The 23,402-nt window shown below is 64.8% G+C and carries 27 protein-coding genes; 10 read left to right on the top strand and 17 right to left on the bottom strand.

Annotated elements, in window-relative coordinates:
* Positions 1 to 4: 4 nt before the first annotated feature.
* The 8 genes from ACIP21_RS07135 to prlC form a co-directional block, all read right to left on the bottom strand.
* Positions 5 to 766, bottom strand: coding sequence for a conjugal transfer protein TrbF (locus tag ACIP21_RS07135; protein ID WP_400685654.1), 762 nt, complete (start codon positions 764 to 766; stop codon positions 5 to 7).
* Positions 763 to 3,321: a VirB4 family type IV secretion/conjugal transfer ATPase gene (locus ACIP21_RS07130; RefSeq protein ID WP_400685651.1), complete on the bottom strand. Its 2,559-nt coding sequence runs from the start codon at positions 3,319 to 3,321 to the stop codon at positions 763 to 765. Before ACIP21_RS07130 ends, ACIP21_RS07135 begins: the two co-directional genes overlap by 4 nt.
* Positions 3,318 to 3,629: a conjugal transfer protein TrbD gene (locus ACIP21_RS07125; protein WP_400685648.1), complete on the bottom strand. Its 312-nt coding sequence runs from the start codon at positions 3,627 to 3,629 to the stop codon at positions 3,318 to 3,320. Before ACIP21_RS07125 ends, ACIP21_RS07130 begins: the two co-directional genes overlap by 4 nt.
* Before the next feature lie 3 nt (positions 3,630 to 3,632).
* Entirely contained in the window at positions 3,633 to 4,028 is a 396-nt protein-coding gene (gene trbC, locus ACIP21_RS07120) for a conjugal transfer system pilin TrbC (RefSeq protein ID WP_400685645.1), read from the bottom strand.
* A gap of 14 nt (positions 4,029 to 4,042) precedes the next feature.
* Positions 4,043 to 4,993, bottom strand: coding sequence for a P-type conjugative transfer ATPase TrbB (trbB, locus tag ACIP21_RS07115; RefSeq protein ID WP_400685887.1), 951 nt, complete (start codon positions 4,991 to 4,993; stop codon positions 4,043 to 4,045).
* A 469-nt stretch (positions 4,994 to 5,462) separates the two neighbouring features.
* Positions 5,463 to 6,521 (bottom strand): PA0069 family radical SAM protein, encoded by a 1,059-nt coding sequence (locus tag ACIP21_RS07110; protein WP_400685642.1) that lies wholly within the window; start codon positions 6,519 to 6,521, stop codon positions 5,463 to 5,465.
* A 79-nt stretch (positions 6,522 to 6,600) separates the two neighbouring features.
* A complete protein-coding gene (locus ACIP21_RS07105) occupies positions 6,601 to 6,882 on the bottom strand; it encodes a YheV family putative zinc ribbon protein (RefSeq protein WP_054884391.1) in 282 nt (93 codons plus the stop codon).
* On the bottom strand, positions 6,879 to 8,966 hold the full coding sequence (gene prlC, locus ACIP21_RS07100; protein WP_400685639.1) for an oligopeptidase A: 2,088 nt from the start codon (positions 8,964 to 8,966) through the stop codon (positions 6,879 to 6,881). The genes ACIP21_RS07105 and prlC overlap by 4 nt, the downstream gene beginning before the upstream one ends.
* 66 nt (positions 8,967 to 9,032) lie before the next feature.
* Here prlC and ACIP21_RS07095 point away from each other — a divergent pair, with 66 nt between their 5' ends.
* Together ACIP21_RS07095 and ACIP21_RS07090 are read left to right on the top strand one after the other, a co-directional pair.
* On the top strand, positions 9,033 to 9,581 hold the full coding sequence (locus tag ACIP21_RS07095; RefSeq protein WP_400685636.1) for a gamma carbonic anhydrase family protein: 549 nt from the start codon (positions 9,033 to 9,035) through the stop codon (positions 9,579 to 9,581).
* Positions 9,582 to 9,639: 58 nt separating this feature from the next.
* Entirely contained in the window at positions 9,640 to 10,284 is a 645-nt protein-coding gene (locus ACIP21_RS07090) for an HAD family hydrolase (RefSeq protein ID WP_400685633.1), read from the top strand.
* Positions 10,285 to 10,404: 120 nt separating this feature from the next.
* On the opposite strand, the gene ACIP21_RS07085 is transcribed toward ACIP21_RS07090, so the two are convergent.
* Entirely contained in the window at positions 10,405 to 11,487 is a 1,083-nt protein-coding gene (locus ACIP21_RS07085) for an aminopeptidase (protein ID WP_400685630.1), read from the bottom strand.
* Positions 11,488 to 11,550: 63 nt separating this feature from the next.
* On the opposite strand from ACIP21_RS07085, the gene ACIP21_RS07080 reads away from it, so the two are divergent.
* A complete protein-coding gene (locus tag ACIP21_RS07080) occupies positions 11,551 to 11,964 on the top strand; it encodes a hypothetical protein (protein ID WP_400685627.1) in 414 nt (137 codons plus the stop codon).
* Positions 11,965 to 12,019: 55 nt separating this feature from the next.
* Positions 12,020 to 12,433: a hypothetical protein gene (locus tag ACIP21_RS07075; RefSeq protein ID WP_400685624.1), complete on the top strand. Its 414-nt coding sequence runs from the start codon at positions 12,020 to 12,022 to the stop codon at positions 12,431 to 12,433.
* Between the two features lie 32 nt (positions 12,434 to 12,465).
* Here the strand turns inward: ACIP21_RS07075 and ACIP21_RS07070 are convergent, their stop codons facing one another.
* Both ACIP21_RS07070 and ACIP21_RS07065 read right to left on the bottom strand, forming a co-directional pair.
* Positions 12,466 to 12,699, bottom strand: a complete 234-nt coding sequence (locus tag ACIP21_RS07070; protein WP_400685621.1) for a DUF1161 domain-containing protein — start codon at positions 12,697 to 12,699, stop codon at positions 12,466 to 12,468.
* 73 nt (positions 12,700 to 12,772) lie between these two features.
* Positions 12,773 to 13,198 carry an OsmC family protein gene (locus tag ACIP21_RS07065; protein ID WP_400685618.1) on the bottom strand — a complete coding sequence of 142 codons (426 nt, stop codon included), beginning with the start codon at positions 13,196 to 13,198 and terminating at the stop codon, positions 12,773 to 12,775.
* Positions 13,199 to 13,353: 155 nt separating this feature from the next.
* Here ACIP21_RS07065 and ACIP21_RS07060 point away from each other — a divergent pair, with 155 nt between their 5' ends.
* The gene (locus ACIP21_RS07060; protein ID WP_400685615.1) at positions 13,354 to 14,358 is read left to right on the top strand and encodes an LLM class flavin-dependent oxidoreductase; all 1,005 of its coding nucleotides are present in this window, start codon (positions 13,354 to 13,356) and stop codon (positions 14,356 to 14,358) included.
* Between the two features lie 91 nt (positions 14,359 to 14,449).
* Here ACIP21_RS07060 and ACIP21_RS07055 read toward each other — a convergent pair whose 3' ends face one another.
* Positions 14,450 to 14,671 (bottom strand): DUF1161 domain-containing protein, encoded by a 222-nt coding sequence (locus ACIP21_RS07055; protein WP_400685612.1) that lies wholly within the window; start codon positions 14,669 to 14,671, stop codon positions 14,450 to 14,452.
* Between the two features lie 106 nt (positions 14,672 to 14,777).
* Complete coding sequence (locus ACIP21_RS07050; protein ID WP_103448359.1) at positions 14,778 to 14,993, bottom strand: dodecin; 216 nt, start codon at positions 14,991 to 14,993, stop codon at positions 14,778 to 14,780.
* Between the two features lie 149 nt (positions 14,994 to 15,142).
* On the opposite strand from ACIP21_RS07050, the gene ACIP21_RS07045 reads away from it, so the two are divergent.
* The gene (locus ACIP21_RS07045) at positions 15,143 to 15,466 is read left to right on the top strand and encodes a YqjD family protein (protein ID WP_400685609.1); all 324 of its coding nucleotides are present in this window, start codon (positions 15,143 to 15,145) and stop codon (positions 15,464 to 15,466) included.
* Here the strand turns inward: ACIP21_RS07045 and ACIP21_RS07040 are convergent.
* Positions 15,463 to 16,359, bottom strand: a complete 897-nt coding sequence (locus ACIP21_RS07040) for a LysR family transcriptional regulator (protein ID WP_400685606.1) — start codon at positions 16,357 to 16,359, stop codon at positions 15,463 to 15,465. The genes ACIP21_RS07045 and ACIP21_RS07040 overlap by 4 nt on opposite strands.
* A 110-nt stretch (positions 16,360 to 16,469) precedes the next feature.
* Here ACIP21_RS07040 and trpB point away from each other — a divergent pair, with 110 nt between their 5' ends.
* Complete coding sequence (gene trpB, locus ACIP21_RS07035) at positions 16,470 to 17,687, top strand: tryptophan synthase subunit beta (protein WP_400685603.1); 1,218 nt, start codon at positions 16,470 to 16,472, stop codon at positions 17,685 to 17,687.
* Entirely contained in the window at positions 17,684 to 18,493 is an 810-nt protein-coding gene (gene trpA, locus ACIP21_RS07030; RefSeq protein WP_400685600.1) for a tryptophan synthase subunit alpha, read from the top strand. Before trpB ends, trpA begins: the two co-directional genes overlap by 4 nt.
* 120 nt (positions 18,494 to 18,613) lie before the next feature.
* Here trpA and ACIP21_RS07025 read toward each other — a convergent pair whose 3' ends face one another.
* On the bottom strand, positions 18,614 to 18,946 hold the full coding sequence (locus tag ACIP21_RS07025; protein ID WP_400685597.1) for a DOPA 4,5-dioxygenase family protein: 333 nt from the start codon (positions 18,944 to 18,946) through the stop codon (positions 18,614 to 18,616).
* Positions 18,946 to 19,845 carry a choline sulfate utilization transcriptional regulator gene (locus tag ACIP21_RS07020; protein ID WP_400685594.1) on the bottom strand — a complete coding sequence of 300 codons (900 nt, stop codon included), beginning with the start codon at positions 19,843 to 19,845 and terminating at the stop codon, positions 18,946 to 18,948. The genes ACIP21_RS07025 and ACIP21_RS07020 overlap by 1 nt, the downstream gene beginning before the upstream one ends.
* A gap of 108 nt (positions 19,846 to 19,953) precedes the next feature.
* On the opposite strand from ACIP21_RS07020, the gene betC reads away from it, so the two are divergent.
* Both betC and choX read left to right on the top strand, forming a co-directional pair.
* Complete coding sequence (betC, locus tag ACIP21_RS07015) at positions 19,954 to 21,471, top strand: choline-sulfatase (protein WP_400685591.1); 1,518 nt, start codon at positions 19,954 to 19,956, stop codon at positions 21,469 to 21,471.
* 14 nt (positions 21,472 to 21,485) lie between these two features.
* The gene (gene choX, locus ACIP21_RS07010; protein ID WP_400685588.1) at positions 21,486 to 22,421 is read left to right on the top strand and encodes a choline ABC transporter substrate-binding protein; all 936 of its coding nucleotides are present in this window, start codon (positions 21,486 to 21,488) and stop codon (positions 22,419 to 22,421) included.
* Between the two features lie 131 nt (positions 22,422 to 22,552).
* On the opposite strand, the gene aroE is transcribed toward choX, so the two are convergent.
* A complete protein-coding gene (gene aroE / locus ACIP21_RS07005) occupies positions 22,553 to 23,377 on the bottom strand; it encodes a shikimate dehydrogenase (RefSeq protein ID WP_400685585.1) in 825 nt (274 codons plus the stop codon).
* Between the last annotated feature and the right edge of the window lie 25 nt (positions 23,378 to 23,402).

Here is a 23,402-nt window from a genome sequence, read left to right as displayed (position 1 = left end):
TCCTTCAGAGTTGCTTGGACCAGGAGAAGTCGCGCACGTAGGTCCCGATCGGGTTCATCCGCAATTGCTCTTCGCTGGTCTGGGGAGTGGGTTCGGCGGTGAAGGTGGTCACCAGGGCGCGCCAGTTGACCCGGCTCTGGATCAGGCCCTGGCGGTCGCGGGTGACTTCTTCCCAGTCCACCTGCCAGGTTTCCGGGGTCTGCTGCATGACCGAACGGATATCGACGCTGACCGTCACCTCGGCGGCGCGCAGGAAGGGGCTCGATTCCTGGGTGCCGTTGAGCCATTCGTTCATCTTCTGCGTGGCCGGGTCGTTGGGGCCCAGCAGCGCATAGAGACGGAAGATCGACTTGCGCAGCAACGCCACGTCGGGGGTGACCGTGCGGGCATCGGCGATGAACGCGGCCACCTGCGACTTGACCACGCGCAGGTCGACCGGCCTGGCCTGCTGGGCCGGGGCGACCGCCATGGGTTGGCCGAGCTTGTCCACCTCGATCACGTAGGGCACGAACTTCGACTGGCTGCCGATATGGATGATGCCGCCGACGCCGGCCAGGGCGATCATCATCGACAGGATGCCCACCACCTGCCAGGTCTGGCGCGAGGTGATCACCGAGCCAACGTGGTCGTTCCAGGTGCGGCGCGCGGTCAGGTACGGGTTTTCCAGGGCCGCGCCCTTGGGGCCGACGCTTTCCGCAGCGGGGCTGCCGAGGGCGTTGGCGGGGCGTTTGGTGACCATCCCCTTGATGCGTTCAGCGAGGCTCATGCGGCCACTCCATAGTCATTCAGTCTCAGGCCCCGGGCGGCCAGCCATTCGGCTACCCAACCGTCGCCGTACTTGGCTTCCAGGCGCTTGATGGCGGCCACCGACTCTTTGTCGGAGGCGCCGACGAAGGCCAGGGCCAGCGGGCCCAGGGCCAGGTCGTAGAGGCGTCGGCCGTTTTCCGACACGTAGTAGTACTGGCGCTTGGGGATTGCGCTGGCGAGGATCTCGATCTGCCGGGCGTTGAGGCCCATGCGCCGGTAGAGGGCGGCGGTGTCCTCGTCGCGGGCATAGACGTTGGGCAGGAAGATCTTGGTCGCGGTGGACTCGACGATGACGTCGAGGATCCCCGAGTTGGCGGCGTCCGACAGGCTCTGGGTGGCCATCAGCACCAGGCAGTTGGCTTTGCGCAGCACCTTCAGCCATTCGCGGATCTTCTCGCGGAAGGCCGGGTGGCCGAGCATCAGCCAGGCCTCGTCGAGGATGATCACCGCCGGCTGGCCCTTGAGCGCGCACTCGATGCGGCGGAACAGGTACAGCAGCACCGGCAGGGCGTACTTGTCGCCCAGGTTCATCAACTCTTCGATCTCGAACACGGTGAAGTCGGACAGCGCCAGGCCGTCTTCCTCGGCGTCGAGCAGGTGGCCCATGGTGCCGTCGACGGTGTACTGGCGCAGGGTTTCGCGCACGGCCTCGTCCTGCACGATGATGCAGAACTCGGACAGCGTGCGAGAGCCGTCGCGATACATGGTCATCACCGCGTGGCCGATCTCGTTGCGCTGGGCCGCCGTGGTTTCCAGGCCATTGAGCGCCAGCACGGTGTCCAGCCATTCCATCGCCCAGGCGCGGTCACCCTTGGTCTCGAGGAACTGCAGCGGGCAGAAGGCCAGGCGCTCGTCGTCGGCGGCCACGGTGAAGTGGCGCCCCGACTGGCCGCCGCTTGCGGCACGGATGCCGGCCGCCAGCGGGTACATGGACATGCCCTTGTCGAAGGCGAAGATCGACATACCCTTGTAGCGGCGCAGCTGGGCGGCGATCAGTGCCAGGTGCGTGGACTTGCCCGCGCCGGTCGGGCCGAACATGAAGGTGTGGCCCAGGTCGCGCACGTGCAGGTTCAGGCGGAACGGCGTGGCGCCGCTGGTCACGCAATGCATCAGGGCCGGCGACAGCGGCGGATAGAGCGGGCAGGGCGCCTCGGCGCTGCCGGTCCAGATGCTGCTGGTGGGCAACAGGTCGGCCAGGTTCAGGGTGTTGATCAAAGGCCGGCGCACGTTCTCCACGCCATGGCCCGGCAGGCTGCCGAGGTAGGCATCGAGGGTGTTGATCGATTCGATACGGGCGGCGAAGCCCAGGCGTTCGATGGCCTTTTCGACGCTGCGGGCAGCTTCTTCCAGCAACTGGCGGTCCTCGTTCATGAGCACCACCACGCTGGTGTAGTAGCCCTGGGCGACCAGCCCGCTGTTGACCTCGGCGATGGCGTCGGCAGCGTCCTGGACCATCGACAGGGCATCCTGGTCGATGTTGCCGCTGTTGGTGTTGAACACCTGGTCGAAGAAGCCACGGACCTTCTGCTTCCACTTCTTGCGGTACTTTTCCAGGTGCTGCACCGCTTCATGGGTGTCCATGAAGATGAAGCGGCTGGACCAGCGGTATTCGCAGGGCAGCTCGGCCAGGGCGGCGAGGATGCCCGGCGCCGATTCCAGCGGGAAGCCCTCGATGGCCACCACCTGGACGAAATTGCGGCCGATCTTCGGCACCACGCCGCCCCACAGTTCCTTGCCACCGATCACGGCATCGAGGTACATCGGGTTGCTCGGCAACAGCACCGGCTGGCTGACCCCGGTCACGCAGAACTGCACCCAGCTGAGCAGGTCGTCGTGGGTGACCTGCGCGCCTTCCTCGGTGACCATGCGGTTGCCTTTCAGGCGGGTCAGCTTGAGCACGGAAGACAGGCTGCCCTCGACGCTCAGGCAGTCGCGCTTGAACTGCTCGAGCAGGTTGCGGGTGCGCGCCTTGCCGTCGGGGGGCGGCGTGTCGTCGTCGAACATCAGCTCGACGAACTTCTGCTGGGCCAGCATCGGCGGGAAGTAGCTGAGGGTCAGCACGAAGTAGCCTTCGTACATCGTCCCCAGCGATTCGAAGAAGCCGCGGCGCTCTGCGTCCATGGCCTCGGTCAGGCTGTCGGCGAAGTGCGAGACGCCCTTGGCGCTGTAGTTCATCGCCGGGCGGCGCACCGCGTCGACATGGATCATCCAGCCGTTGCCCAGGCCGGCCAGGGCCTGGTTGATGCGCAGCGAGACCAGCTCGCGCTGGGCGTCGGTGCTGCTGGCGTTGTCGTCACCGCGATACAGCCAGGCCGCCATGAAGGCGCCATTCTTGCCGACGATCACGCCGTCATCGACCATCGCCGCGTGGTTCAGCAGGTCGGCGAGGCCGGCATCCTTCGAGCGGTGCTTCTTCAGCTTGAGCTCGGCATCCACCTGCAGCAGGCGCTGGACCAGCAGCAGGACCAGCAAGGCACCGAGGGCTGCGATGGCATACGCAATACCTTCGATCATTTGTATTGGTTTCCCTGACTTGGAGGATTGTCCCTGAACGGCGTGCTACGGGCCGGGTAGTAAGGCTTGTAGCGCCGGTGACGCAGGTACACCTGGCGCATCTTCGGGTCGGACTTGGCCATCACCCGAAGCATGAACAGGGCGCTGAACCACAGCACCAGGCCGACCACGGTCGCCCGCAGTTCCTGGGCACTGAAGATCAGCGCGAAGGCGAGCAGCCCGGAGAACATCACCAGCTCGCGATCCCCACCCATGAACAGGTTGTCGCGGTTGCCGGCCCGTCGGATGGGAATCGTGCGCAGTGCCATGGCTCAGGCCTGGCCCTGCACCTGGCTGTGCGGCGGCAGCAGCTGGGCCAGCTCGGCGCTGGTGCCGAAGAAGCCGGTCATGATGTTGTTGGCGCCAACGATCAGGGCCATGACCAGCACCAGGAAGATCAGGGTGCGGAAGAAGCCGTTGAGGTCGCCACCGAAGATCAGCACACCACCGGCGACCACGATGCCGATGATCGACAGGGCAAAGGCGACAGGGCCGGTAACCGACTCACGCAGGGAGGTCAGCCAGCTTTCATAGGGCAGCGAACCGCCGCTGCTGGATGCCGCGAAGGCGTGCTCCGGGGCAACCATCACGGCCAGCGCCAGGAAGCTGAAGGCCAGGTAGCCAAACGATTGGGCGTTGATGCGGAACAGCGAGGTGAAGGCTTGCATGTGCAGTGTTTTCCTTAAAGATTGCGCATGAGGTAGCGGCCGTTCTCGAACCCGGAAACCTCGAGGATTTCCTGGATGCGACGGCCTTCTGGGGTTCTGGCGATGGAAATGACGACGTGGACCGCTTCGCCAATCAGCGGCTCGATTTCGGACGGGGCCGACTTGTTGCGTGAAACCAGCGACTTCAGGCGGGTCAGCCCCTCGCTGGCGCTGTTCGCGTGCAAGGTCGCCGCGCCGCCGGGGTGGCCGGTGTTCCAGGCGTCGATCAGGTCCAGGGCCTCCTCGCCCCGCACCTCGCCGACCAGGATGCGGTCGGGGCGCATGCGCAGGGAGGTCTTGAGCAGGTGGGTCATGCTGACGTCGACAGTGGTGTGGTACTGCACGAAGTTCTTCGCCGCGCACTGGATCTCGCCGGTGTCCTCGATGATGAACACCCGCTCGCTGGGGAACTCGACGACCATTTCGTTGATGACCGCGTTGACCAGGGTGGTCTTGCCGGTACCGGTACCGCCGATCACCAGGATGTTGCGGTGATCGCGGATGGCGCGCTTGATCGCATCGCACTGGATCGGCGTCATGATCCCGGACTCGACGTACTGGTCGAGGGTGTAGATGGCCACCGCCTTCTTGCGGATGGCGAAGGTGGCCGCGCGCACCACCGGCGGCAGCTGGCCGGCGAAACGCGAGCCGTCCAGCGGCCACTCGCCTTCGAGCAGCGGCTTGCTGCGGGTCACTTCCTTGCCGTGGAAGCCGGCCACGGTCTTGATGATCGACTCGGCCTGGGCCGCACGCAGGTCACCGATGTGGCGCATGGGTTGGCCCAGTTGCTCCAGCCATAGCTTGCCGTCGCCATTGCACATCAGCTCGACCGTTTGCGGATCGTTGAGCGCATCGATGATCAGGGGGCCGGCGTCGCGCTCCAGCTTCTTGCGGGCGCGCTCTTTCAGGCTGACGGTTTCGGCAATTTCCACACTTGCATCCATGGCTTCACTGACCGCACGACATGACTTCGCGGGCAATTCGAGATTCAGGTTCGTATCGGGGCTCGCAACTAATGGCGAATACGCAAGTTCTGCTTTCACAACTAACCTGCGTGAAAAGCAGCACACGCATTTGCGTGGATTACCCCTTCACGAGGGCGCGCAGAGTACCCGGACATAATTGTTAACGAAATGGTAAATATCTTACCTTCGTGTAAGCATTTTCCTACAAGCCTGGAACCATCGTGCTAGTGATCGCAGCCTAAAAAATCGCTGCAACCTGCATGAAACCTGAGCTCAGCGATTGACGTGAATCATTAGGCTCACTAATTGCTATCATTAGTGCCATTACCCTGATCATTAAAAATTTGATCAACTTCACACTTCAAGATATCCAACTGAGTGATATCAATCAGCCATAGCCCTTATAACTTTCTGGTTAATACCGCCTCGATCAAAATAGTGTCATCTGGCCACTAGGCGGACTGAACATCGAGCAGTCCAGCGACAATTCGTCACGGGATTCGAAGTTCAACTTGCGCATGCACTTGGTGAATCTTTGCGCCAGCAATTCAGCGAATACGCCCTCGCCGCGCATGCGTGCACCGAAGCGGCTGTCATACAGTTCGCCGCCCCGGCTCTGGCGGATCAGGCTCAGCACATGGGCCGCCCGTTGCGGGTAATGGTCCTGCAACCATTGCTCGAACAACGGCGCCACCTCCAGCGGCAGGCGCAGCATCATGTAGGCCGCGCTTTGCGCACCGGCCTCGCTGGCGGCCTCGAGCAGGCGCTCCAGTTCGCTGTCGTTGATCATCGGGATCATCGGCGAGCACAGCACCCCCACCGGCACTCCCGCCCCGCGCAATACCCGGATGGCACGCAAGCGGGCGCCGGGTGAGGCGGCGCGTGGTTCCAGCACGCGCTTGAGGTCGTCATCCAGGGTGGTGAGGCTGATCATCACCCGAACCAGACGCAAGCTGGCCATTTCCGCCAGCAGGTCGAGGTCACGCAATACCAGCGCGCCCTTGGTGACGATGGTCACCGGGTGGCGGAAACGCAGCAGCACCTCCAGCAGGCGCCGGGTCAGCTGCTGCTCACGCTCGATCGGCTGGTAGGGGTCGGTGTTGGAGCCCAGGTTGATGGGCGCGCAGACATAACCCGGCTTGCTCAGTTGCTGGGCGAGCACATCGGCGGCATTGGTCTTGGCGATCAGCTTGGTCTCGAAGTCGAGGCCGGGTGACAGGTCCCAGTAGGCGTGGGAAGGGCGGGCGTAGCAGTAGATGCAACCGTGCTCGCAGCCCCGGTAGGGGTTGATGGAGCGGTCGAAGGGCAGGTCTGGCGAGGTATTGCGGCTGATCACCGACTTCGCGGTCTCGATCCGCACCTCGGTGCCCTGGGTCTGCGGAACCTCCTGGTACCAGCCGTCATCCTCCGCCACCGAACGCTGCGGGGCGAAGCGGTTGTGCGGGTTGTGCGCCGTGCCACGGCCTTTTTGCGGTGCTGGAGGAATCATGACTCACCTCGATACTGTATTCATATACAGTATCTCGGCAGCCACGAATCCTCCAGCGCCTCTGGTCCGACGCCGCGGCTTACTCCGCCGGTTTCTTCAGCTTCGGATTGGGGAAGAACTGCACCGTCTGCACCTTGGCCGGCGCCGCCTTGGGCGCCAGCTGGTTGACCCGTGTGCCGAGCTCCTTGGGCACCGACAGGCCCTGTTCGTTGAGGGTGTCGGTGAAGCCGCAGGCCACGCACTCACGGTGCGGCACGTCATCCTCGCTCCACATCATCAGCTTGTCCGGCTCGCTGCACGCCGGGCAGACCGCCCCGGCGATGAAGCGTTTCTTGGTCTTGTTCACGGCTACCTCGCTCATGCCGCCGTGGCCTCGGTCAGGCCGCTGTGGCGCAGCAATGCGTCGATGGAAGGTTCACGGCCACGGAAGTCGACGAACAGCACCATCGGCTCGCGGGAACCGCCACGGGCCAGGATCGCCTCGCGGAAGGCGCGGCCGGTCTCGGCGTTGAGCACGCCTTCTTCCTCGAAGCGCGAGAAGGCGTCGGCCGACAGCACTTCGGCCCACTTGTAGCTGTAGTAGCCTGCCGCGTAACCCCCGGCGAAGATGTGCGCGAAGCTGTTGGGGAAGCGGTTGTACGCCGGCGGGCGCATCACCGAGACCTCGTCACGCACGCCTTCGAGCACCTGCAGCACGCTGCGGCCGTCGCCGTGGCTGGCGTGCAGCTCGAAGTCGAACAGCGAGAACTCCAGCTGGCGCACCATCATCATGCCCGACTGGAAGTTCTTCGCCGCCAGCATCTTGTCCAGCAGGTCCTGGGGCAGGGCCGCGCCGGTTTCGTAGTGGCCGGAGATCAGCGCCAGGCCTTCGGGCTCCCAGCACCAGTTTTCCATGAACTGGCTAGGCAGCTCGACCGCGTCCCAGGCCACGCCGTTGATGCCGGACACGCCGGCATGCTCGATGCGGGTCAGCAGGTGGTGCAGGCCATGGCCGAACTCGTGGAACAGGGTGGTGACTTCATCGTGGGTCAGCAGCGCCGGCTTGCCGGGGGCGGCCGGGGTGAAGTTGCACACCAGGTTGGCCACCGGGCTCTGCAGCGCGCCAGCGGCGGTGCGGCGACGGTCGCGGGCGCCGTCCATCCAGGCGCCGCCACGCTTGTTGGCGCGGGCGTAGAGGTCGAAGAAGAAGCGGCCGACGTGCTGGCCGTTTTCCTTGATCTCGAACAGGCGCACATCCGGGTGCCAGGCGTCGAAGCCCTGCAGCTCGGTGATCTCGATGCCGTACAGGCGCTGGACGATGCTGAACAGCCCGCCAAGCACCTTGTCGATCGGGAAGTAGGCGCGCAGGGCTTCCTGCGACACGCTGTAGCGCTGCTCGCGCAGCTTCTCGCCGAAGTAGCCGGCGTCCCAGCTGGCCAGTTCGGCGCAGCCTTGCTCGGCGGCGTAGGCCTTGAGCTGCTCCAGGTCCTGGGCAGCGAACGGCTTGGACCGCTTGGCCAGGTCGCGCAGGAAGCTCAGCACCTGGTCGCTGGACTCGGCCATCTTGGTCGCCAGGCTCAGCTCGGCGTAGTTCTTGTAGCCCAGCAACGCGGCCAGCTCCTGGCGCAGGTCGAGGATCTCGCGCATCACCGGGCCGTTGTCGAACTGGCCGGCATTCGGGCCCTGGTCGGAGGCGCGGGTGCAGTAGGCGGCGTACAGCTCTTCGCGCAGGGCGCGGTCGCTGGCGTAGGTCATCACCGCGTAGTAGCTGGGGAATTCCAGGGTGATCAGCCAGCCGTCGAGGCCCTTGGCCTGGGCGGCGGCGGCCATCTGCGCCTTGGACGAGTCGGTCAGGCCGGCCAGTGCGGCCTCGTCGGTGACGTGCTTGGTCCAGGCCTGGGTGGCGTCGAGCAGCTGGTTGGAGAAGCGGCTGCCCAGCTCGCTGAGCTTGCTCTGCACTTCGGCGTAGCGTTGCTGCTGGTCCGCCGGCAGGTCGATGCCCGACAGGCGGAAGTCACGCAGGGCGTGTTCGAGGATGGTCTTTTGCGCCACGTCGAAGCTGGCGGCTTCGGGGCTGTCGATCAGCGCCTGGTAGGCATCGAACAGCGCACGGTTCTGGCCCAGTTCGGTAGAGTAGGCACTCAGCGCCGGCAGGCAGGACTCATAGGCCTCGCGCAGTTCCGGGCTGTTGCACACCGCATTGAGGTGGCTGACCGGGCTCCAGGCGGCGCTCAGGCGGTCGTTGAGTTCGTCCATGGCCAGCACCAGGCCGGCCCAGGTGGGCTTGTCGCCCTGCTGCTGGAGGATCTCGGCAATGGCTTTACGGTTGTCGGCCAGGATCGCTTCGATCGCCGGCAACACGTGTTCGGCACGGATTTGCGAGAACGGCGGCAGGTCGTGGGATTGCAGAAGCGGGTTGTTCGCAGTCACGGTTTGGATACCTTGGCAGAAGAAACACTGCCCCATCTTAATTACAATCGACGCCGACCGCAGCAGGCAGCCTGCCTATCGGCACAGATGAGAGACGCTATCATGGCCATTCGCAACTTCCAGCAACACTCTCCGAAAGTGGGGGCCCGGGCCTTCGTCGACCGATCGGCGGTGGTGCTGGGCGACGTGGAAATCGGCGAAGACAGCTCGGTGTGGCCGCTGACGGTGATCCGCGGCGACATGCACCGCATCCGCATCGGCGCGCGCACCAGCGTGCAGGATGGCAGCGTGCTGCACATCACCCACGCCGGCCCGTTCAACCCCGACGGCTACCCGCTGATCATCGGCGACGAAGTGACCATCGGCCACAAGGTCATGCTGCATGGCTGCACCCTGGGCAACCGCATCCTGGTGGGCATGGGCAGCACCATCATGGACGGCGCGATCGTCGAGGACGAAGTGATCATCGGCGCCGGCAGCCTGGTGCCGCCGGGCAAGCGCCTGGTCAGCGGCTACCTGTACATGGGCAGCCCGGTGAAGCAGGTGCGCCTGCTCAACGACCAGGAACACGCCTTCTTTCCCTACAGCGCCGGCAACTACGTCAAGCTCAAGGACCAGCACCTGGCCGAAGGCTACGACCAACCCGAATGACCCTGTGGGAGCGGGTTTACCCGCGAAGAAGGCCACGCAACACTCAAATGGAAACCTTATGCACCAGCAGAACATCCTCTTCGACCTCGACGGCACCCTGACCGACCCGCGCCTGGGCATCACCCGTTCGATCCAGTACGCGCTGGCCAAGCTGGGCATCGACGAGCCGGACCTGACCCGCCTCGAACACTTCATCGGCCCACCCCTGCTGCAGGCCTTCATGCAGTTCTACGGCTTCGACGAAGCCAAGGCCTGGGACGCGGTGAACTTCTACCGGGAGCGCTTCCGCGTCACCGGCCTGTATGAAAACCGCGTGTTCGACGGCGTGCCGGAACTGCTCGCGGCCCTGAACGGCCAAGGTCGCACGCTGTACGTCGCCACCTCCAAACCGTGGGAATTCGCCCGCGAGATCGCCCGGCATTTCGCCTTCGACCAGCACTTCAAGGTGATCTACGGCAGCGAACTGGATGGCACCCGCACCAACAAGGTCGAGCTGATCCGCCACCTGCTGGATGAGGAAGGGCTGGACCCGGCGCAGACGCTGATGATCGGGGATCGCAAGCACGACCTGATCGGCGCACGCAGCAATGGGTTGCAGGCGGTGGCGGTGGGGTACGGGTTTGGCAGCCGGGAAGAGTTGGAGGCCGAGGCGCCGGCGTTCCATTTCGCCACCGTGGCCGAGATGCATCGGGCCTTCTGCTAGGGTTGAGGGCCTTGGGGCTGCTTTGCAGCCCTTTCGCGACACAAGGCCGCTCCTACCAGGGATCGCGGTTCCTGTAGGAGCGGCCTTGTGTCGCGAAAGGGCCTCAAAGCGGCCCCAGCTTCACATCAACCGCTGCAATGCCGCCTTGCGCTCGGCAGCGGGCAACGCCCCCAACTGCTCGACCCGCTGATAGAACCGCGACCAATCCCCATCCACCTCGCGAAACAGCGCCGCAAACGCCGGCACCCACTGGTCATACAGCCCGAACGGCAACAGCTTGGCATTGCTCAACGGCGCGTAGATCCAGGCGTCATAACGCTTGTCGCCATTCCACTGGCTATCGCGCACCTGCCTGTACTCCCCCCGCAACCGCTCGAACTCCGCCTGCTTGGCCACCCGCTTGTGCGCATCGTCCAGCGGACCGGCATAGATCGCCTGCAACCGTTCGCGGCTGGCCAGCAACAAACGGACGAACTGGTCACGCTGCTGCATCTGCTCCGCCCCGGTCGGCGCCAGCCCGCGCGCCGCGCGCCATTGCCGCGTGCCTTCCTGCTCGACGAAGTTGGCATACGATTCGTTGAACTCGGTGTCGTCCTTCACATAGAAGCGTTGATGGGCCAGCTCGTGGAAGATCAGCGTGGCCAGGCGCTCGTCACCCCAGCCGACCATCGAGGACAGGATCGGGTCATCGAACCAGCCCAGCGTGGAGTACGCCTCGACGCCGCTCACATACACGTCCAGGCCCTGCGCACACAGCAACGCCGCCGCGCCCCGCGCAGCCCCCTGGCGGTAGTAGCCGCGATAGGCGACGCAGCCGGCAATCGGGAAGCAGTGGGTGACTGGCTGCAGCGAAAGCTCTGGCGTGGCGAACACGTTCCACACCACATAGGGGCGCTTGAGGTCGGCATACAGCCGGTAGCTGCGATTGTCCGGCAGTTTCAACTGCTGGCTGGCAAACACCCGTGCCTGTTCGGCATGGGCCAGGCGGGCGCGCAATTGCGGGTCGGTGGCAGGGTCGGCGAGCAGCTTGTCCACCGGCTGGCGCGCCCGCAGCAACTGCCACTGGCCTTCCACCAACTGGCCGTAATAGCCCAGGCTGCTGCAACCGCTCAGCAGAAAGGCGCCCAGCAGAGGAACCAAACGCCTGAAAACGCGGTCGAGTGGCCCAGGGCCTGAGCACTTGAAAAGAACAAAGAGATCCATCTGGGGCTGACTCGCTCACGGCCAATGCGCTCCAAGACTATCTCGCCAAGGGGGAGTTTCGCCATGCGTGCACTGTTGGTCGCCGGCGCTTTGCTGCTGGTTTCTGCCTGTTCGACCCTGCCCGACCCCGACCCCAACCTGGCCTGGGTCGACCTCACGCCCTACGGCGATACGTCGCTGGACGCCAAGCAGGTGGACGAGCGCGATTGGGCCGATACCCGCTATTTCGAGGTCCAGCCCGGCAGCCATGAACTGACCGTGCGCTACCAGTTCCCGGTCGCGCCGAGCAATATCGGCCCGGTCGACGCGCCGCTGTGGCGAGATTGCCAGGTCAAGGTGGCGTTCAAGGACTTCAACGCTGGCCAACGCTACGAGTTGCAAGCCGGCAGCATCGGCTTCCGCCCATGGATCAAGCTCTACGACCACCGGCAGAAGCTGGTCGGCCAGGGCGAGCCAGCAGGCTGCCAACGCACCTGAGGTGGGCAAATGGCGCTATGCTTGTGCCTTGTGAACCGCGAGTGGGAGTTTCACCATGCGCCAGCCCATGATGCTGATCGCCCTCAGTGCACTGGGGGCTTGCGCCAGCCCCTTGCCGCCCGTCGACCCCGCCAAGGCCTGGGTCGATCTCTACACCGTGACCCCTGGCCGCCTGCTCATGGCCGACCGCCTCGACGGCCAGCGCCTGGACGACGGCCGCTACTTCCAGGTGACGCCTGGCAAGCATGAACTGGTGGTTCGGTTCGATTACGAGATCTACGCCGGCGGCATGCTCACCGAACCCAAGGACCGTACCTGCTACCTGACCGTGCGCTTCGGCGACTTCAAGGCCGGCGAGCGCTATCGCCTGGAGGCGAGGGCGCCGGTGATGGAGCCGCAGGTGTTGCTGTACGACGCCAGCCGCAAGGTGCTGGTGAACGAGCCGAGTGACGTGTTCTGCATTCCCTGAATGCACTGGGGCCGTGTTGCGGCCCCAGCGGTTTATCGATCGTTCTTCTGGTAGATGATCTTCTTGGTGCCGCCGTCGCAAGTGCCCACGACCATGTTCTGGTCCTTGACCTCGCTGTTCGGCACGATCTCCAGGGTATAGGACGTCACACCCTGGGCCTGGATCTTGGCCTCGATCTCGGCCTTGAGTTCTTCGCACGGTTTCACCGCCGCCAATGCAGAAGTGGCCACCAGCGAAGCCAGCACGGCGATTGCTACGCGAATCATGGAACGGCTCCTGGAAAGGCAGCTGCGCTGCCGACGCTGTTTAGACTACAGCAAACCGCCCACGTTGCGCCGTCTAGCCCACCAGAGCGGCGTCCAGGCTGATCTTCGCGTTGAGCACCTTGGACACCGGGCAACCGGCCTTGGCCTTGTCGGCGATCTCGAGGAACTGCGCTTCGCTCGCGCCCGGCACCTTGGCCCTGAGCACCAGGTGCACGGCGGTGATGGCAAAGCCATCGGGCTGCTTGTCGAGGGTGACTTCGGCAGCGGTGTCGATGCGTTCTGCAGTCAGCCCGGCCTCACCGAGCATCATCGACAGGGCCATCGAGAAACAGCCGGCATGGGCCGCACCGATCAGTTCTTCCGGGTTGGTCCCGGGCGAGCCCTCGAAACGAGTGTTGAAGCCGTAGGGGTTCTGCTTGAGCGCGCCGCTTTCGGTGGAAAGCAGGCCTTTGCCGTCCTTCAGGCCACCTTGCCAGATCGCCGATGCTGTCTTTTTCATGATGCCTCCTGGTCGCAGGGTTACTTACCTACAGCTTCGAGGCGGGCTTCCTGCGGCAAGTTCAGAGCAATCACCCGGCAAGCATTGAATCCGGCGAATGTGCCCATACAGAGTCACAAAGGCCTGCGGGCCACCCCACTCTTGCGGAGGCACCCATGACGCAGTTGCGTGACCTGAAGATTTCCACCCTCGACCTGGTGCCGGTACGCGCCGACCAAGGCCCGGCGCAGTCGCTGCACAACTCGCTGGACCTGGCCCGCCATGCCGAGCGCTTTGGCTACAACCGTTTCTGGGTGGCCGAGCACCACAACATGGACGGCATCGCCAGCTCCGCCACCTCGGTGCTGATCGGTTACCTGGCCGGCGGCACCTCGACCATCCGCGTCGGCTCTGGCGGCATCATGCTGCCCAACCACGCGCCGCTGGTGATCGCCGAACAGTTCGGCACCCTGGCCAGCCTGTATCCCGGCCGCATCGACCTGGGCCTGGGCCGCGCGCCGGGCTCCGACCAGATGACCGCCTACGCCCTGCGCCGTGACCGCGCCGGCAGCGCCGACGACTTCCCGGACGATGTCGAGGAGCTGTCGCGCTACCTCGGCCCGCGCACCGATGATCAGAAAGTGATCGCCGTGCCCGGCCACGACACCGAAGTGCCGATGTGGCTGCTCGGCTCCAGCCTGTTCAGCGCCCAGCTGGCCGGCATGCGCGGCATGCCCTACGCCTTCGCTTCGCATTTCGCGCCGCGCTACATGCATGAGGCGATCCGCATCTACCGCGACCACTTCAAGCCGTCCACCACGCTGGCCAAGCCCTACGTGATGCTGGGGGTACCGATGGTGGTGGCCGAAACGGACGAGAAGGCCGAATACCTGGCCACGTCGGTGTACCAGCGCATCCTGGCGCTGATTCGCGGCCAGAGCCTGATGCAGAAGCCGCCGGTGCCGAGCATGGACGGGCTATGGCTGCCCCATGAGCGCGATGCGGTGGGCAGTTTCCTGGGCCTGGCGATGATTGGCAGCCCGCAGAAGGTACGGGCCAAGGTGGAGGTGCTGCTGGAGCAGACCGGGGCGGACGAGCTGATCTTTACCTGTGATCTGTACGAGCATGCGGACCGGGTGCGGTCCTATGAACTGCTGGCGCAAGCCTTGAAGTCTGAGTGACCTTCTTCGCGGGTAAACCCGCTCCCACAGGGACAGCATTGCCTTGCAAGGCCTGTGTGGGAGCGGGTTTACCCGCGAAGAATCCAGCGCATCAGCCGCGGCGGTAGACAATCTCTTTGCTACCCGCTTCACAAGTGCCAACCACCTTGCCCGCCGGGTCGCCTTTCTTGACGATTTCCAGCGTGTAACCCTTCACGCCCTTGGCATCGAGCTTCGCCGCAATCTCCGCCTTGAGCTCTTCACAGGGCTTGCCTGCGGCCATCGCACCACCGGCCAGCATCATCAAACCCACAGCCAGAACCAGTTTCTTCATCGATCGCGTTCCTTGTTTCGGATGAGAAAAGACCAGAAGAGCGCCGCCAGGGCGCCCTCCAAAGTTATAACGCCATCACGCCGGGCGATTCCAGCCCGGAAACATTTCAGCTGTTGGCGATGCGAAAGCCCACCTTCAAGGTGACCTGGAAGTGCGCCGCCTTGTTGTCACGGATATGGCCACGGGTATCGACCACCTCGAACCACTCCAGGTGCTTGATGCTCTTGCCGGCTTCGGCCAGGGCATTGTTGATCGCCTCTTCGATGCTGGTGTGCGACGAACCCACCAGCTCGATCTTCTTGTAGGTGTGATGATCGGTCATGAGCGCTCTCCTTGGGTGACAGTCAGTTGAGCCTAGCAGCGCAGGCCAGGTTTACCTGCGAGCGATTGCCGCCGGGTAAAGTTCGATCGCACTTTCCCGCAGCCAGGGAGTCGCACTCCTTACAGTCCATACTGCAAAGGAGAGTCAACATGCACCGCAACTCGCTGCGTAAAACATCCCTGGAGAGCATGGAAGCGGAGATCGAAAGCCTGCTGAAAAGCCTGGAAAACCTGAAGCACGATGCCTCCGAGGAAACCCAGAAATCAGTCAAGGCGATGCGCAGCAACGCCGAAAGCGCCCTGCGCCATTCGCGCAGCCTGATCAGTGATGCCTACGAGGAAGTCAAACAACGCACCCGCCAGACCGGCATCGCCACCCGCGACTATGCCCAGGAGCACCCGTACACGACGGCTGGCGTCGCCATCGGCGCGCTCGGCCTGTTGGCCGCCTACCTCCTGTGCAAGCGTAACTAGGCGCTCTGGCGCGCCAGTTCCGCGCGTAACCACTGCGCCAGTTGCTCGGCGCGCCCGTCTGCGGCGCGTCGGGGCACCCACAGCGCCAGCGCGGCAGGGGTCGGTGAAAAACCCCATGGCGCGCTGAGCCGCCCGGCCCGCAGGTCATCGGCAACCAGCGGCTGCGGGGCGATCGCCACCCCCAGGCCGGCCACGGCCGCCTCCAGCAAATAATACAAATGCTCGAACGCCTGGCCGTACTGCAACGTCGCCGGGTCGAGGCCTTGCTCGGCAACCCAGGTCGGCCAGGCCTGCGGACGCGAAGTGGTGTGGAGCACGGCCTCGTCCAGCAAGGCCTTGGCGGGTGCGCCCTGCAAGCGGCCGAAGCCGGCGAAGTGCGGGCTCAGCACCGGGCCGATGCGCTCCTGCGCCAGCACGTGCACCTGCATGTCCGCCGGCCATGGCGGCTCGGCGTACACCAGCAAGGCATCCAGCCCGGGCCGGCGCGGGTCGAGGTCACCTTCGCCTGCCGAAAGGTGCAGGCGCAGCGCCGGCAGGTCGGCCTTCAGCCGCCCCAGGCGGGGAATGAACCAGCGCGCCAGCAGGCTGCCGGAGCAGCCCAGCACGAACGGCGCCTCGCTCACATCGCGGCTCAGCTCGGCGCACACACTGCGCAGGCGGTCGAACGCCTCGCCACTGGCATCGCGCAGGCGCACGCCGGCATCTGTGAGTTTGATGCCGCGCCCGTCCTTGACCAGCAGGGCCACGCCCAAGTGCGCTTCGAGCACCTTGAGCTGCCGGCTGACTGCGCCATGGGTCACGTGCAATGCCTCGGCCGCCTGGCTGACGCTATTGAACCGGGCAGTCGCCTCGAAGGCGCGCAGGGCATTCAGGGGAGGGAGGTCGTGGGCCATTTTACCTGTGAGTTTTTCTGACAAGTTTGCGCAATCTTATCGGTTTTCAGCCGGGCTTGCCGTGGTTAGAGTAAAGCCCATCACTCATCGATTACGCCCTGGAGCGCCCCATGACCCAGTCCCAATACCGTCCCGGCCCCGACGCCAACGGCCTGTTCGGCGCGTTCGGCGGCCGCTACGTGGCCGAAACCCTGATGCCGCTGGTGCTCGACCTGGCCCGCGAATACGAAGCGGCCAAGGCCGACCCGAAGTTCCTCGAAGAGCTGGCCTACTTCCAGCGCGACTACATCGGCCGCCCCAACCCGCTGTACTTCGCCGAACGCCTGACCGAGCACTGCGGCGGCGCGAAGATCTTCTTCAAGCGTGAAGAGCTCAACCACACCGGCGCGCACAAGGTGAACAACTGCATCGGCCAGGTGCTGCTGGCCAAGCGCATGGGCAAGAAGCGCCTGATCGCCGAAACCGGCGCCGGCATGCACGGCGTGGCCACCGCCACCGTCGCCGCACGCTTCGGCCTGCCTTGCGTGATCTACATGGGCGCCACCGACATCGAGCGCCAGCAGGCCAACGTGTTCCGCATGAAGCTGCTGGGCGCCGAGATCGTCCCGGTCACCGCCGGCACCGGCACCCTCAAGGACGCCATGAACGAGGCCCTGCGCGACTGGGTCACCAACGTCGACGACACCTTCTACCTGATCGGCACCGTGGCCGGCCCGCACCCGTACCCGGCCATGGTCCGCGACTTCCAGTCGATCATCGGCAAGGAAACCCGCGCCCAGCTGCAGGAGAAGGAAGGCCGCCTGCCGGACAGCCTGATCGCCTGCGTCGGCGGTGGCTCCAACGCCATGGGCCTGTTCCATGAGTTCCTCGAAGAGCCAAGCGTGCAGATCATCGGCGTCGAAGCCGGTGGCCACGGCGTGCACACCGACAAGCACGCGGCCAGCCTGAACGGTGGCGTGCCGGGCGTGCTGCACGGCAACCGCACCTACCTGCTGCAGGACAAGGACGGCCAGATCACCGACGCCCATTCGATTTCCGCCGGCCTGGACTACCCGGGCATCGGCCCGGAGCACGCCTACCTGCACGAAGTGAAGCGCGTGGAATACGTCAGCATCACCGACGACGAAGCGCTCGACGCGTTCCACACCAGCTGCCGCCTGGAAGGCATCATCCCGGCCCTGGAAAGCTCCCACGCCCTGGCCGAGGCGATCAAGCGCGCGCCAAACCTGCCCAAGGACCACCTGATGGTGATCTGCCTGTCGGGCCGCGGCGACAAAGACATGCAAACCGTGATGAACCACATGGCCGCCCAGGAGAAACAGGCATGAGCCGTCTTGAACAACGCTTCGCCGAACTGAAGGCCGAAGGCCGCGCCGCGCTGGTCACCTTCGTCACCGCCGGCGACCCGGGCTACGATGCGTCGCTGCAGATCCTCAAGGGCCTGCCGGCAGCGGGTGCCGACGTGATCGAACTGGGCATGCCGTTCACCGACCCGATGGCCGATGGCGTGGCCATCCAGCTCGCCACCCTGCGCGCCCTGGAAGCCGGCCAGACCCTGGCCAAGACCCTGCAGATGGTGCGCGAATTCCGCGTCGACAACCACACCACGCCGATCGTGCTGATGGGCTACTACAACCCGATCCACCGCTTCGGTGTGGATGAGTTCGTGGCCCAAGCCCAGGCAGCAGGCGTCGATGGCCTGATCATCGTCGACCTGCCGCCGGAGCACGACGCCGAGCTGGCCACCCCGGCCCAGGCTGCGGGCATCGACTTCATCCGCCTGACCACCCCGACCACCGACGATGCGCGCCTGCCACGCGTGCTGGAGCGCAGCTCCGGGTTCGTCTACTACGTGTCGGTGGCCGGTGTGACCGGTGCAGGTTCGGCGACCACCCAGCACGTGACCGAGGCGATTGCCCGCCTGCGCCGGCATACCCAGCTGCCGATCAGTGTTGGTTTCGGGATTCGCACCCCGGAGCAGGCCGCCGCGATCGCACGCCTGGCCGATGGTGTGGTGGTGGGGTCGGCGCTGGTCGACAAGGTCGCCCAGGCCAAGGCGCCTGAGCAGGCTGTCAGCGATGTGTTGAGCCTGTGCTCGGCACTGGCAGAAGGCGTGCGCGGCGCCCGCCGCTAAACCGCGTCGCCTGCTTCGCGGGCAAGCCCGCTCCCACAGTTACCCCACAGTGTTCAGATGCTGTGCGGTCCCTGTGGGAGCGGGTTCACCCGCGAAGAGGCCCGAACAGGCTACTTCGGTCTACCCACCAAAGATCGCCAGATTCAAAGGCCGCACAGCCCCCATCCAGATTGCATGGTCGCGGTGATCCGCCAATTCATCCCCGGTCTCCGGATGCAGAAACACCACCAACCCCTTGCGATACAACGCCAACCACGGCAACACCACGCCGACGAACTCCGGCTCGAAGGCCAGCTGGCAGCTCCAGTCCGGGTGCGGCCCGACCGGCTTCTGGTGCATGCGCCCCATGGTCACCGGGAACAACCGCGCGGCCTCCTCGCACAGCTCACGCGCCTGTTCGAGCGTGCTTGCATCGTAGTAAACATGGGCGTGGTAGCCCTTGATCCTCTGCATCACCGACTCCGCTCATTTTCCAGCCAATTGACGAAACGCTCGATAAGCGCCCCCCGCCGCTTGCGCAGCGGCAGCACCACATAATACCCCCGCGTCGAGCGCAAACTACCCTCCAGCGGACGACACAACAACCCTTGCTCCACCAGGCCATCCACCAGATGCCCCCAGCCAATCGCCACACCCTGGCCGGCAATCGCCGCCTGGATCAACAGCGTGTAGTTGTCGAAGCGCAGTTGCCCCGGCGGTGGCGCGCTGGCCACGCCAAAGCCGCGAAACACCCCCGCCCAGTCGAACCAGCGGCTGGCCTGCTCGCCCTTCAGATGGAGCAACGGCAATCGTTGCAAAGCCACGGCTGACGTGGGTTTGCCATGGATCAGCCGTGGGCTGCAAACCGGGAAAACCTCTTCGTCGAACAGCCAGCGGCTTTCGCCCTGGTGAAAGCGCCCGTCGCCAAACAGCACCGCCACATAGATGTCCGGGCGCAGCATGCCCTGGCTGCGCTCGCCGGTCACCAGGCTCACATCCACCTGTGGATAAGCCTCATGAAAGCGCTGCAGGCGGGGCATCAGCCAGAACGCGGCAAAGGCGAAGTCGGTGGCCACCTGCAGCACCTCACGCTGGCCACGGCCACTGGCCTGGGCAATCCCGTCCTCCATCGCCTGCAAGCCCAGGTGCACCTGTTCATAAAGCATCTGGCCCGCCTCGGTCAGCTCGATGCCCCGGTAGATGCGGTCGAACAGCCGCGTACCCAGCTGCGCCTCGAGGCGCTTGACCTGCTGGCTCACCGCCGGCTGCGTGGTGCCCAGCTCCAGCGCCGCGGCGGTGAAGCCGCGCAGGCGGGCGGCGGCCTCGAACACGCGCAAGGTATCCAGCGACAGCTTGGCAAGGTGCTCAAACATAAGCTCAGCTAATCCCAGTCATTGCCCGCCATGGGCTTTACCCATGTTATCCGCAGTCGCATCTTGGTAGGCAAGCGGTTCGCATAACCCTTGACGATGGAAGCCACCATGACGCGTCCGAATATCCTGTTCATCATGGCCGATCAGATGGCCGCGCCCTTGCTGCCGATCTACGGCCCTTCACCGATCCAGATGCCGCACCTGAGCCGCCTCGCCGAGCAGGCGGTGGTGTTCGACTCGGCGTACTGCAACAGCCCGCTGTGCGCGCCGTCGCGCTTCACCCTGGTCAGTGGCCAGCTGCCCAGCCGCATCGGTGCCTACGACAACGCCGCCGATTTCCCCGCCGACGTGCCGACTTATGCACACTACCTGCGCCGCCTGGGCTACCGCACCGCACTGTCGGGCAAGATGCACTTCTGCGGCCCCGACCAGTTGCACGGTTATGAACAACGCCTGACCAGCGACATCTACCCGGCCGACTACGGCTGGGCGGTGAACTGGGATGAACCGGACGTGCGGCCCAGCTGGTACCACAACATGTCGTCGGTGCTGCAGGCCGGCCCCTGCGTACGCACCAACCAGCTGGATTTCGACGAGGAGGTGGTGTTCAAGGCGCGCCAGTACCTCTACGACCATGTGCGCGAGAACGATGGCCGGCCGTTCTGCCTGACCGTGTCCATGACCCATCCACACGACCCGTACACCATCCCAAGGCGTTACTGGGATCGCTACGAGGCTGTGGATATCCCCATGCCCCGCGCCGAATTCAGTCAGGAAGAACTCGACCCGCACTCGCAGCGCCTGCTCAAGGTCTACGACCTGTGGAACAAGCCACTGCCTGTGGACAAGATCCGCGATGCCCGCCGCGCCTACTTCGGCGCCTGCAGCTACATCGACGACAACATCGGCCAGCTGCTGCAGACCCTGGAAGAATGCAACCTGGCCGACGACACCCTGATCGTGTTCTCCGGCGACCACGGCGACATGCTGGGCGAGCGCGGCCTCTGGTACAAGATGCACTGGTTCGAGATGTCGGCGCGCGTGCCGCTGCTGATTCATGCGCCCAAGCGCTTCGATGCCGGCCGGGTCAGCGCCTCGGTCTCCACCTGCGACCTGCTGCCGACTCTGGTAGAACTGGCCGGCGGGGCTGTAGATAACCAATTGCACCTGGACGGCCGTTCGCTGCTCGGCCACCTGCAAGGGCAGGGCGGCCATGACGAGGTGATCGGCGAGTACATGGCCGAAGGCACGGTCGGGCCGCTGATGATGATTCGACGCGGGCCGTACAAATTCGTGTACAGCGAAGACGACCCTTGCCTACTCTATGACCTGAGCCGCGACCCGCACGAGCGGGAGAACCTCACCGGCAGCCCGCAACACCAGGCGCTGCTGCAGGCATTTGTCGATGAAGCGCGCCAGCGCTGGGATGTTCCCACGCTGCGCGAGCAAGTCCTGGCCAGCCAGCGGCGCCGCCGCCTGGTGGCCGAGGCCTTGGCCATCGGCACGCTGAAAAGCTGGGACCACCAACCGCTGGTGGACGCCAGCCAACAGTACATGCGCAACCATATCGATCTCGACGACCTCGAGCGCAAGGCACGTTATCCACAGCCCGCCCCCATGGATTGAGAAGAGAGGCCGCCATGCACACGTTCTCCACCGTCGTATTCGCCCTGGCCCTGCCTCTGGGCCTGGCCACCGCCGCGGCCCACGCCGCCGACGGCGACGCCCAATGCAGCACCGTGAAGATGGCCGACCCCGGCTGGAGCGACATCGCCTCGACCAACGCCGTGGCCCGCCTGCTCCTGGAAAGCCTGGGCTACCAGGTGAAGATCGACAGCCTGGCGGTGCCGATCATCTACGGCGGCCTCAAGGACGGCCGCGTCGATGCCTTCCTCGGCAACTGGATGCCGGCGCAGCAGGGCTTCCATGACAAGTTCATCGTCAACGGCGATGTGCAGCAACTGTCGCGCAACCTGGAAGGCACCGAGTTCACCCTGGCGGTACCGGATTACGTGTGGAACGCCGGGGTGAAAGACTTCGCCGACCTGCACAAGCATGCCGAGCAGTTCGACAAGAAGCTGTACGGGATCGGCTCCGGGGCGCCGGCCAACCTGTTGCTGAAGGAAATCATCGACAAGAACGAGTTCGACCTTGGCCAGTGGAAGCTGGTGGAGTCCAGCGAGCAGGCGATGCTGGCGCAGGTGGACCGGGCGGTGAAGAAACAGCAGTTCATCACCTTCCTCGGCTGGACCCCGCACCCGATGAACGTGAAGCTGAAGATGCATTACCTGACCGGTGGGGAAAAGTGGTTCGGCAGCAAGGGCGAAGTGTTCACCCTGACCCGCAAAGGTTATCCACAAGCCTGCCCGAATGCGGCGAAGCTGTTGAGCAACCTGAGTTTTACCCTGGACATGGAAAACACCATCATGGCCGAGGTTGTGGATAAGAAGGTGAGCTTCGATGCGGCGGCCAAGGCTTGGGTGAAAAAGCATCCCGAGCTGCTGGAAGGGTGGTTGGCCGGGGTGACCACCAAGGCCGATGGCGATGCCCTCGAGGCCGTCAAAGCCAAGCTCTGATTCCCGGCTCAGCACCTCCCCTGTGGGAGCGGGTTTACCCGCGAAGAATCCAGCGCGGTGCATCGCACCGGCTTCGCCGGTGTTCGCGGGTAAACCCGCTCCCACAGGGGTTTGTGCAAGCCTGGGAGGGATCAGCCCCGAGCAAGTTGCCGGCGCAGCTCTGCAAGAACTGGAGCAGTATCCGGCCGCACCCCACGCCAGATGAAGAAGGCCTCCGCCGCCTGCTCGGCCAGCATCCCCAAGCCATCCAGCACCTTGGCCGCACCCAGCTTCTCGGCCCACAGGCAGAACGGCGTCGGCTCCTTGCCATACATCATGTCGTAGCACACCGTGCGCCCGGCTTCGACCAGGCTGTCGGCAATCGGCGGCAGCTCGCCGGCCAGGCTCGCCGAGGTGGCATTGATGATGACGTCCACCGGCTCCTGCAACCAGGCAAACCCGCTGGCCACCACCGGCCCCAGCTCATCGAACTCGCGCGCCAGCTGCTCGGCCTTTTCCACCGTGCGGTTGGCCACCACCAGCGACTGCGGCTTGTGCGCCAGGATCGGCTCGAGCACACCGCGCACGGCGCCACCGGCGCCAAGGATGAGAATGCGCTTGCCGGCCAGCTCGACCCCGGCATTCACCGTCAGGTCACGCACCAGGCCGGCGCCGTCGGTGTTGTCACCCAGCAGCGTGCCATCGGCCAGCTTGCTCAGGGTGTTTACCGCACCAGCGCGCTGGGCACGCGGGGTCAGGCTGTCGCACAGGCGGTAGGCCTCTTCCTTGAACGGCACGGTGACGTTGCCGCCGCTGCCCTGCTTGAAAAAGCCGCGCGCGCAGTCGCTGAATTCATCCACAGGCGCCAGCAAGGTGGCGTATTCCAGGTCCTGGCCGGTCTGCTCGGCGAACAGGCGGTGGATCAGCGGCGACTTGCTGTGGCCGATGGGGTTACCGAAAACGACGTACTGGTCCATGACGGTTCCTTGGTTATCCACAGGC

The sequence above is a fragment of the Pseudomonas sp. NPDC089401 genome (assembly GCF_044749485.1).
In the GTDB taxonomy this organism is placed as follows: domain Bacteria; phylum Pseudomonadota; class Gammaproteobacteria; order Pseudomonadales; family Pseudomonadaceae; genus Aquipseudomonas.
This window is presented reverse-complemented; position numbering and strand designations above follow the sequence as displayed.

Bases quoted from the DNA above. Each gene is read 5' to 3' on its own strand.
- ACIP21_RS07135 (WP_400685654.1), bottom strand. From the start codon at position 766: ATGAGCCTCGCTGAACGCATCAAGGGGATGGTCACCAAACGCCCCGCC.
- ACIP21_RS07130 (WP_400685651.1), bottom strand. From the start codon at position 3,321: ATGATCGAAGGTATTGCGTATGCCATCGCAGCCCTCGGTGCCTTGCTG.
- ACIP21_RS07125 (WP_400685648.1), bottom strand. From the start codon at position 3,629: ATGGCACTGCGCACGATTCCCATCCGACGGGCCGGCAACCGCGACAAC.
- trbC (WP_400685645.1), bottom strand. From the start codon at position 4,028: ATGCAAGCCTTCACCTCGCTGTTCCGCATCAACGCCCAATCGTTTGGC.
- ACIP21_RS07110 (WP_400685642.1), bottom strand. From the start codon at position 6,521: ATGATTCCTCCAGCACCGCAAAAAGGCCGTGGCACGGCGCACAACCCG.
- ACIP21_RS07105 (WP_054884391.1), bottom strand. From the start codon at position 6,882: ATGAGCGAGGTAGCCGTGAACAAGACCAAGAAACGCTTCATCGCCGGG.
- prlC (WP_400685639.1), bottom strand. From the start codon at position 8,966: ATGGGGCAGTGTTTCTTCTGCCAAGGTATCCAAACCGTGACTGCGAAC.
- ACIP21_RS07095 (WP_400685636.1), top strand. From the start codon at position 9,033: ATGGCCATTCGCAACTTCCAGCAACACTCTCCGAAAGTGGGGGCCCGG.
- ACIP21_RS07090 (WP_400685633.1), top strand. From the start codon at position 9,640: ATGCACCAGCAGAACATCCTCTTCGACCTCGACGGCACCCTGACCGAC.
- ACIP21_RS07085 (WP_400685630.1), bottom strand. From the start codon at position 11,487: ATGGATCTCTTTGTTCTTTTCAAGTGCTCAGGCCCTGGGCCACTCGAC.
- ACIP21_RS07080 (WP_400685627.1), top strand. From the start codon at position 11,551: ATGCGTGCACTGTTGGTCGCCGGCGCTTTGCTGCTGGTTTCTGCCTGT.
- ACIP21_RS07075 (WP_400685624.1), top strand. From the start codon at position 12,020: ATGCGCCAGCCCATGATGCTGATCGCCCTCAGTGCACTGGGGGCTTGC.
- ACIP21_RS07070 (WP_400685621.1), bottom strand. From the start codon at position 12,699: ATGATTCGCGTAGCAATCGCCGTGCTGGCTTCGCTGGTGGCCACTTCT.
- ACIP21_RS07065 (WP_400685618.1), bottom strand. From the start codon at position 13,198: ATGAAAAAGACAGCATCGGCGATCTGGCAAGGTGGCCTGAAGGACGGC.
- ACIP21_RS07060 (WP_400685615.1), top strand. From the start codon at position 13,354: ATGACGCAGTTGCGTGACCTGAAGATTTCCACCCTCGACCTGGTGCCG.
- ACIP21_RS07055 (WP_400685612.1), bottom strand. From the start codon at position 14,671: ATGAAGAAACTGGTTCTGGCTGTGGGTTTGATGATGCTGGCCGGTGGT.
- ACIP21_RS07050 (WP_103448359.1), bottom strand. From the start codon at position 14,993: ATGACCGATCATCACACCTACAAGAAGATCGAGCTGGTGGGTTCGTCG.
- ACIP21_RS07045 (WP_400685609.1), top strand. From the start codon at position 15,143: ATGCACCGCAACTCGCTGCGTAAAACATCCCTGGAGAGCATGGAAGCG.
- ACIP21_RS07040 (WP_400685606.1), bottom strand. From the start codon at position 16,359: ATGGCCCACGACCTCCCTCCCCTGAATGCCCTGCGCGCCTTCGAGGCG.
- trpB (WP_400685603.1), top strand. From the start codon at position 16,470: ATGACCCAGTCCCAATACCGTCCCGGCCCCGACGCCAACGGCCTGTTC.
- trpA (WP_400685600.1), top strand. From the start codon at position 17,684: ATGAGCCGTCTTGAACAACGCTTCGCCGAACTGAAGGCCGAAGGCCGC.
- ACIP21_RS07025 (WP_400685597.1), bottom strand. From the start codon at position 18,946: ATGCAGAGGATCAAGGGCTACCACGCCCATGTTTACTACGATGCAAGC.
- ACIP21_RS07020 (WP_400685594.1), bottom strand. From the start codon at position 19,845: ATGTTTGAGCACCTTGCCAAGCTGTCGCTGGATACCTTGCGCGTGTTC.
- betC (WP_400685591.1), top strand. From the start codon at position 19,954: ATGACGCGTCCGAATATCCTGTTCATCATGGCCGATCAGATGGCCGCG.
- choX (WP_400685588.1), top strand. From the start codon at position 21,486: ATGCACACGTTCTCCACCGTCGTATTCGCCCTGGCCCTGCCTCTGGGC.
- aroE (WP_400685585.1), bottom strand. From the start codon at position 23,377: ATGGACCAGTACGTCGTTTTCGGTAACCCCATCGGCCACAGCAAGTCG.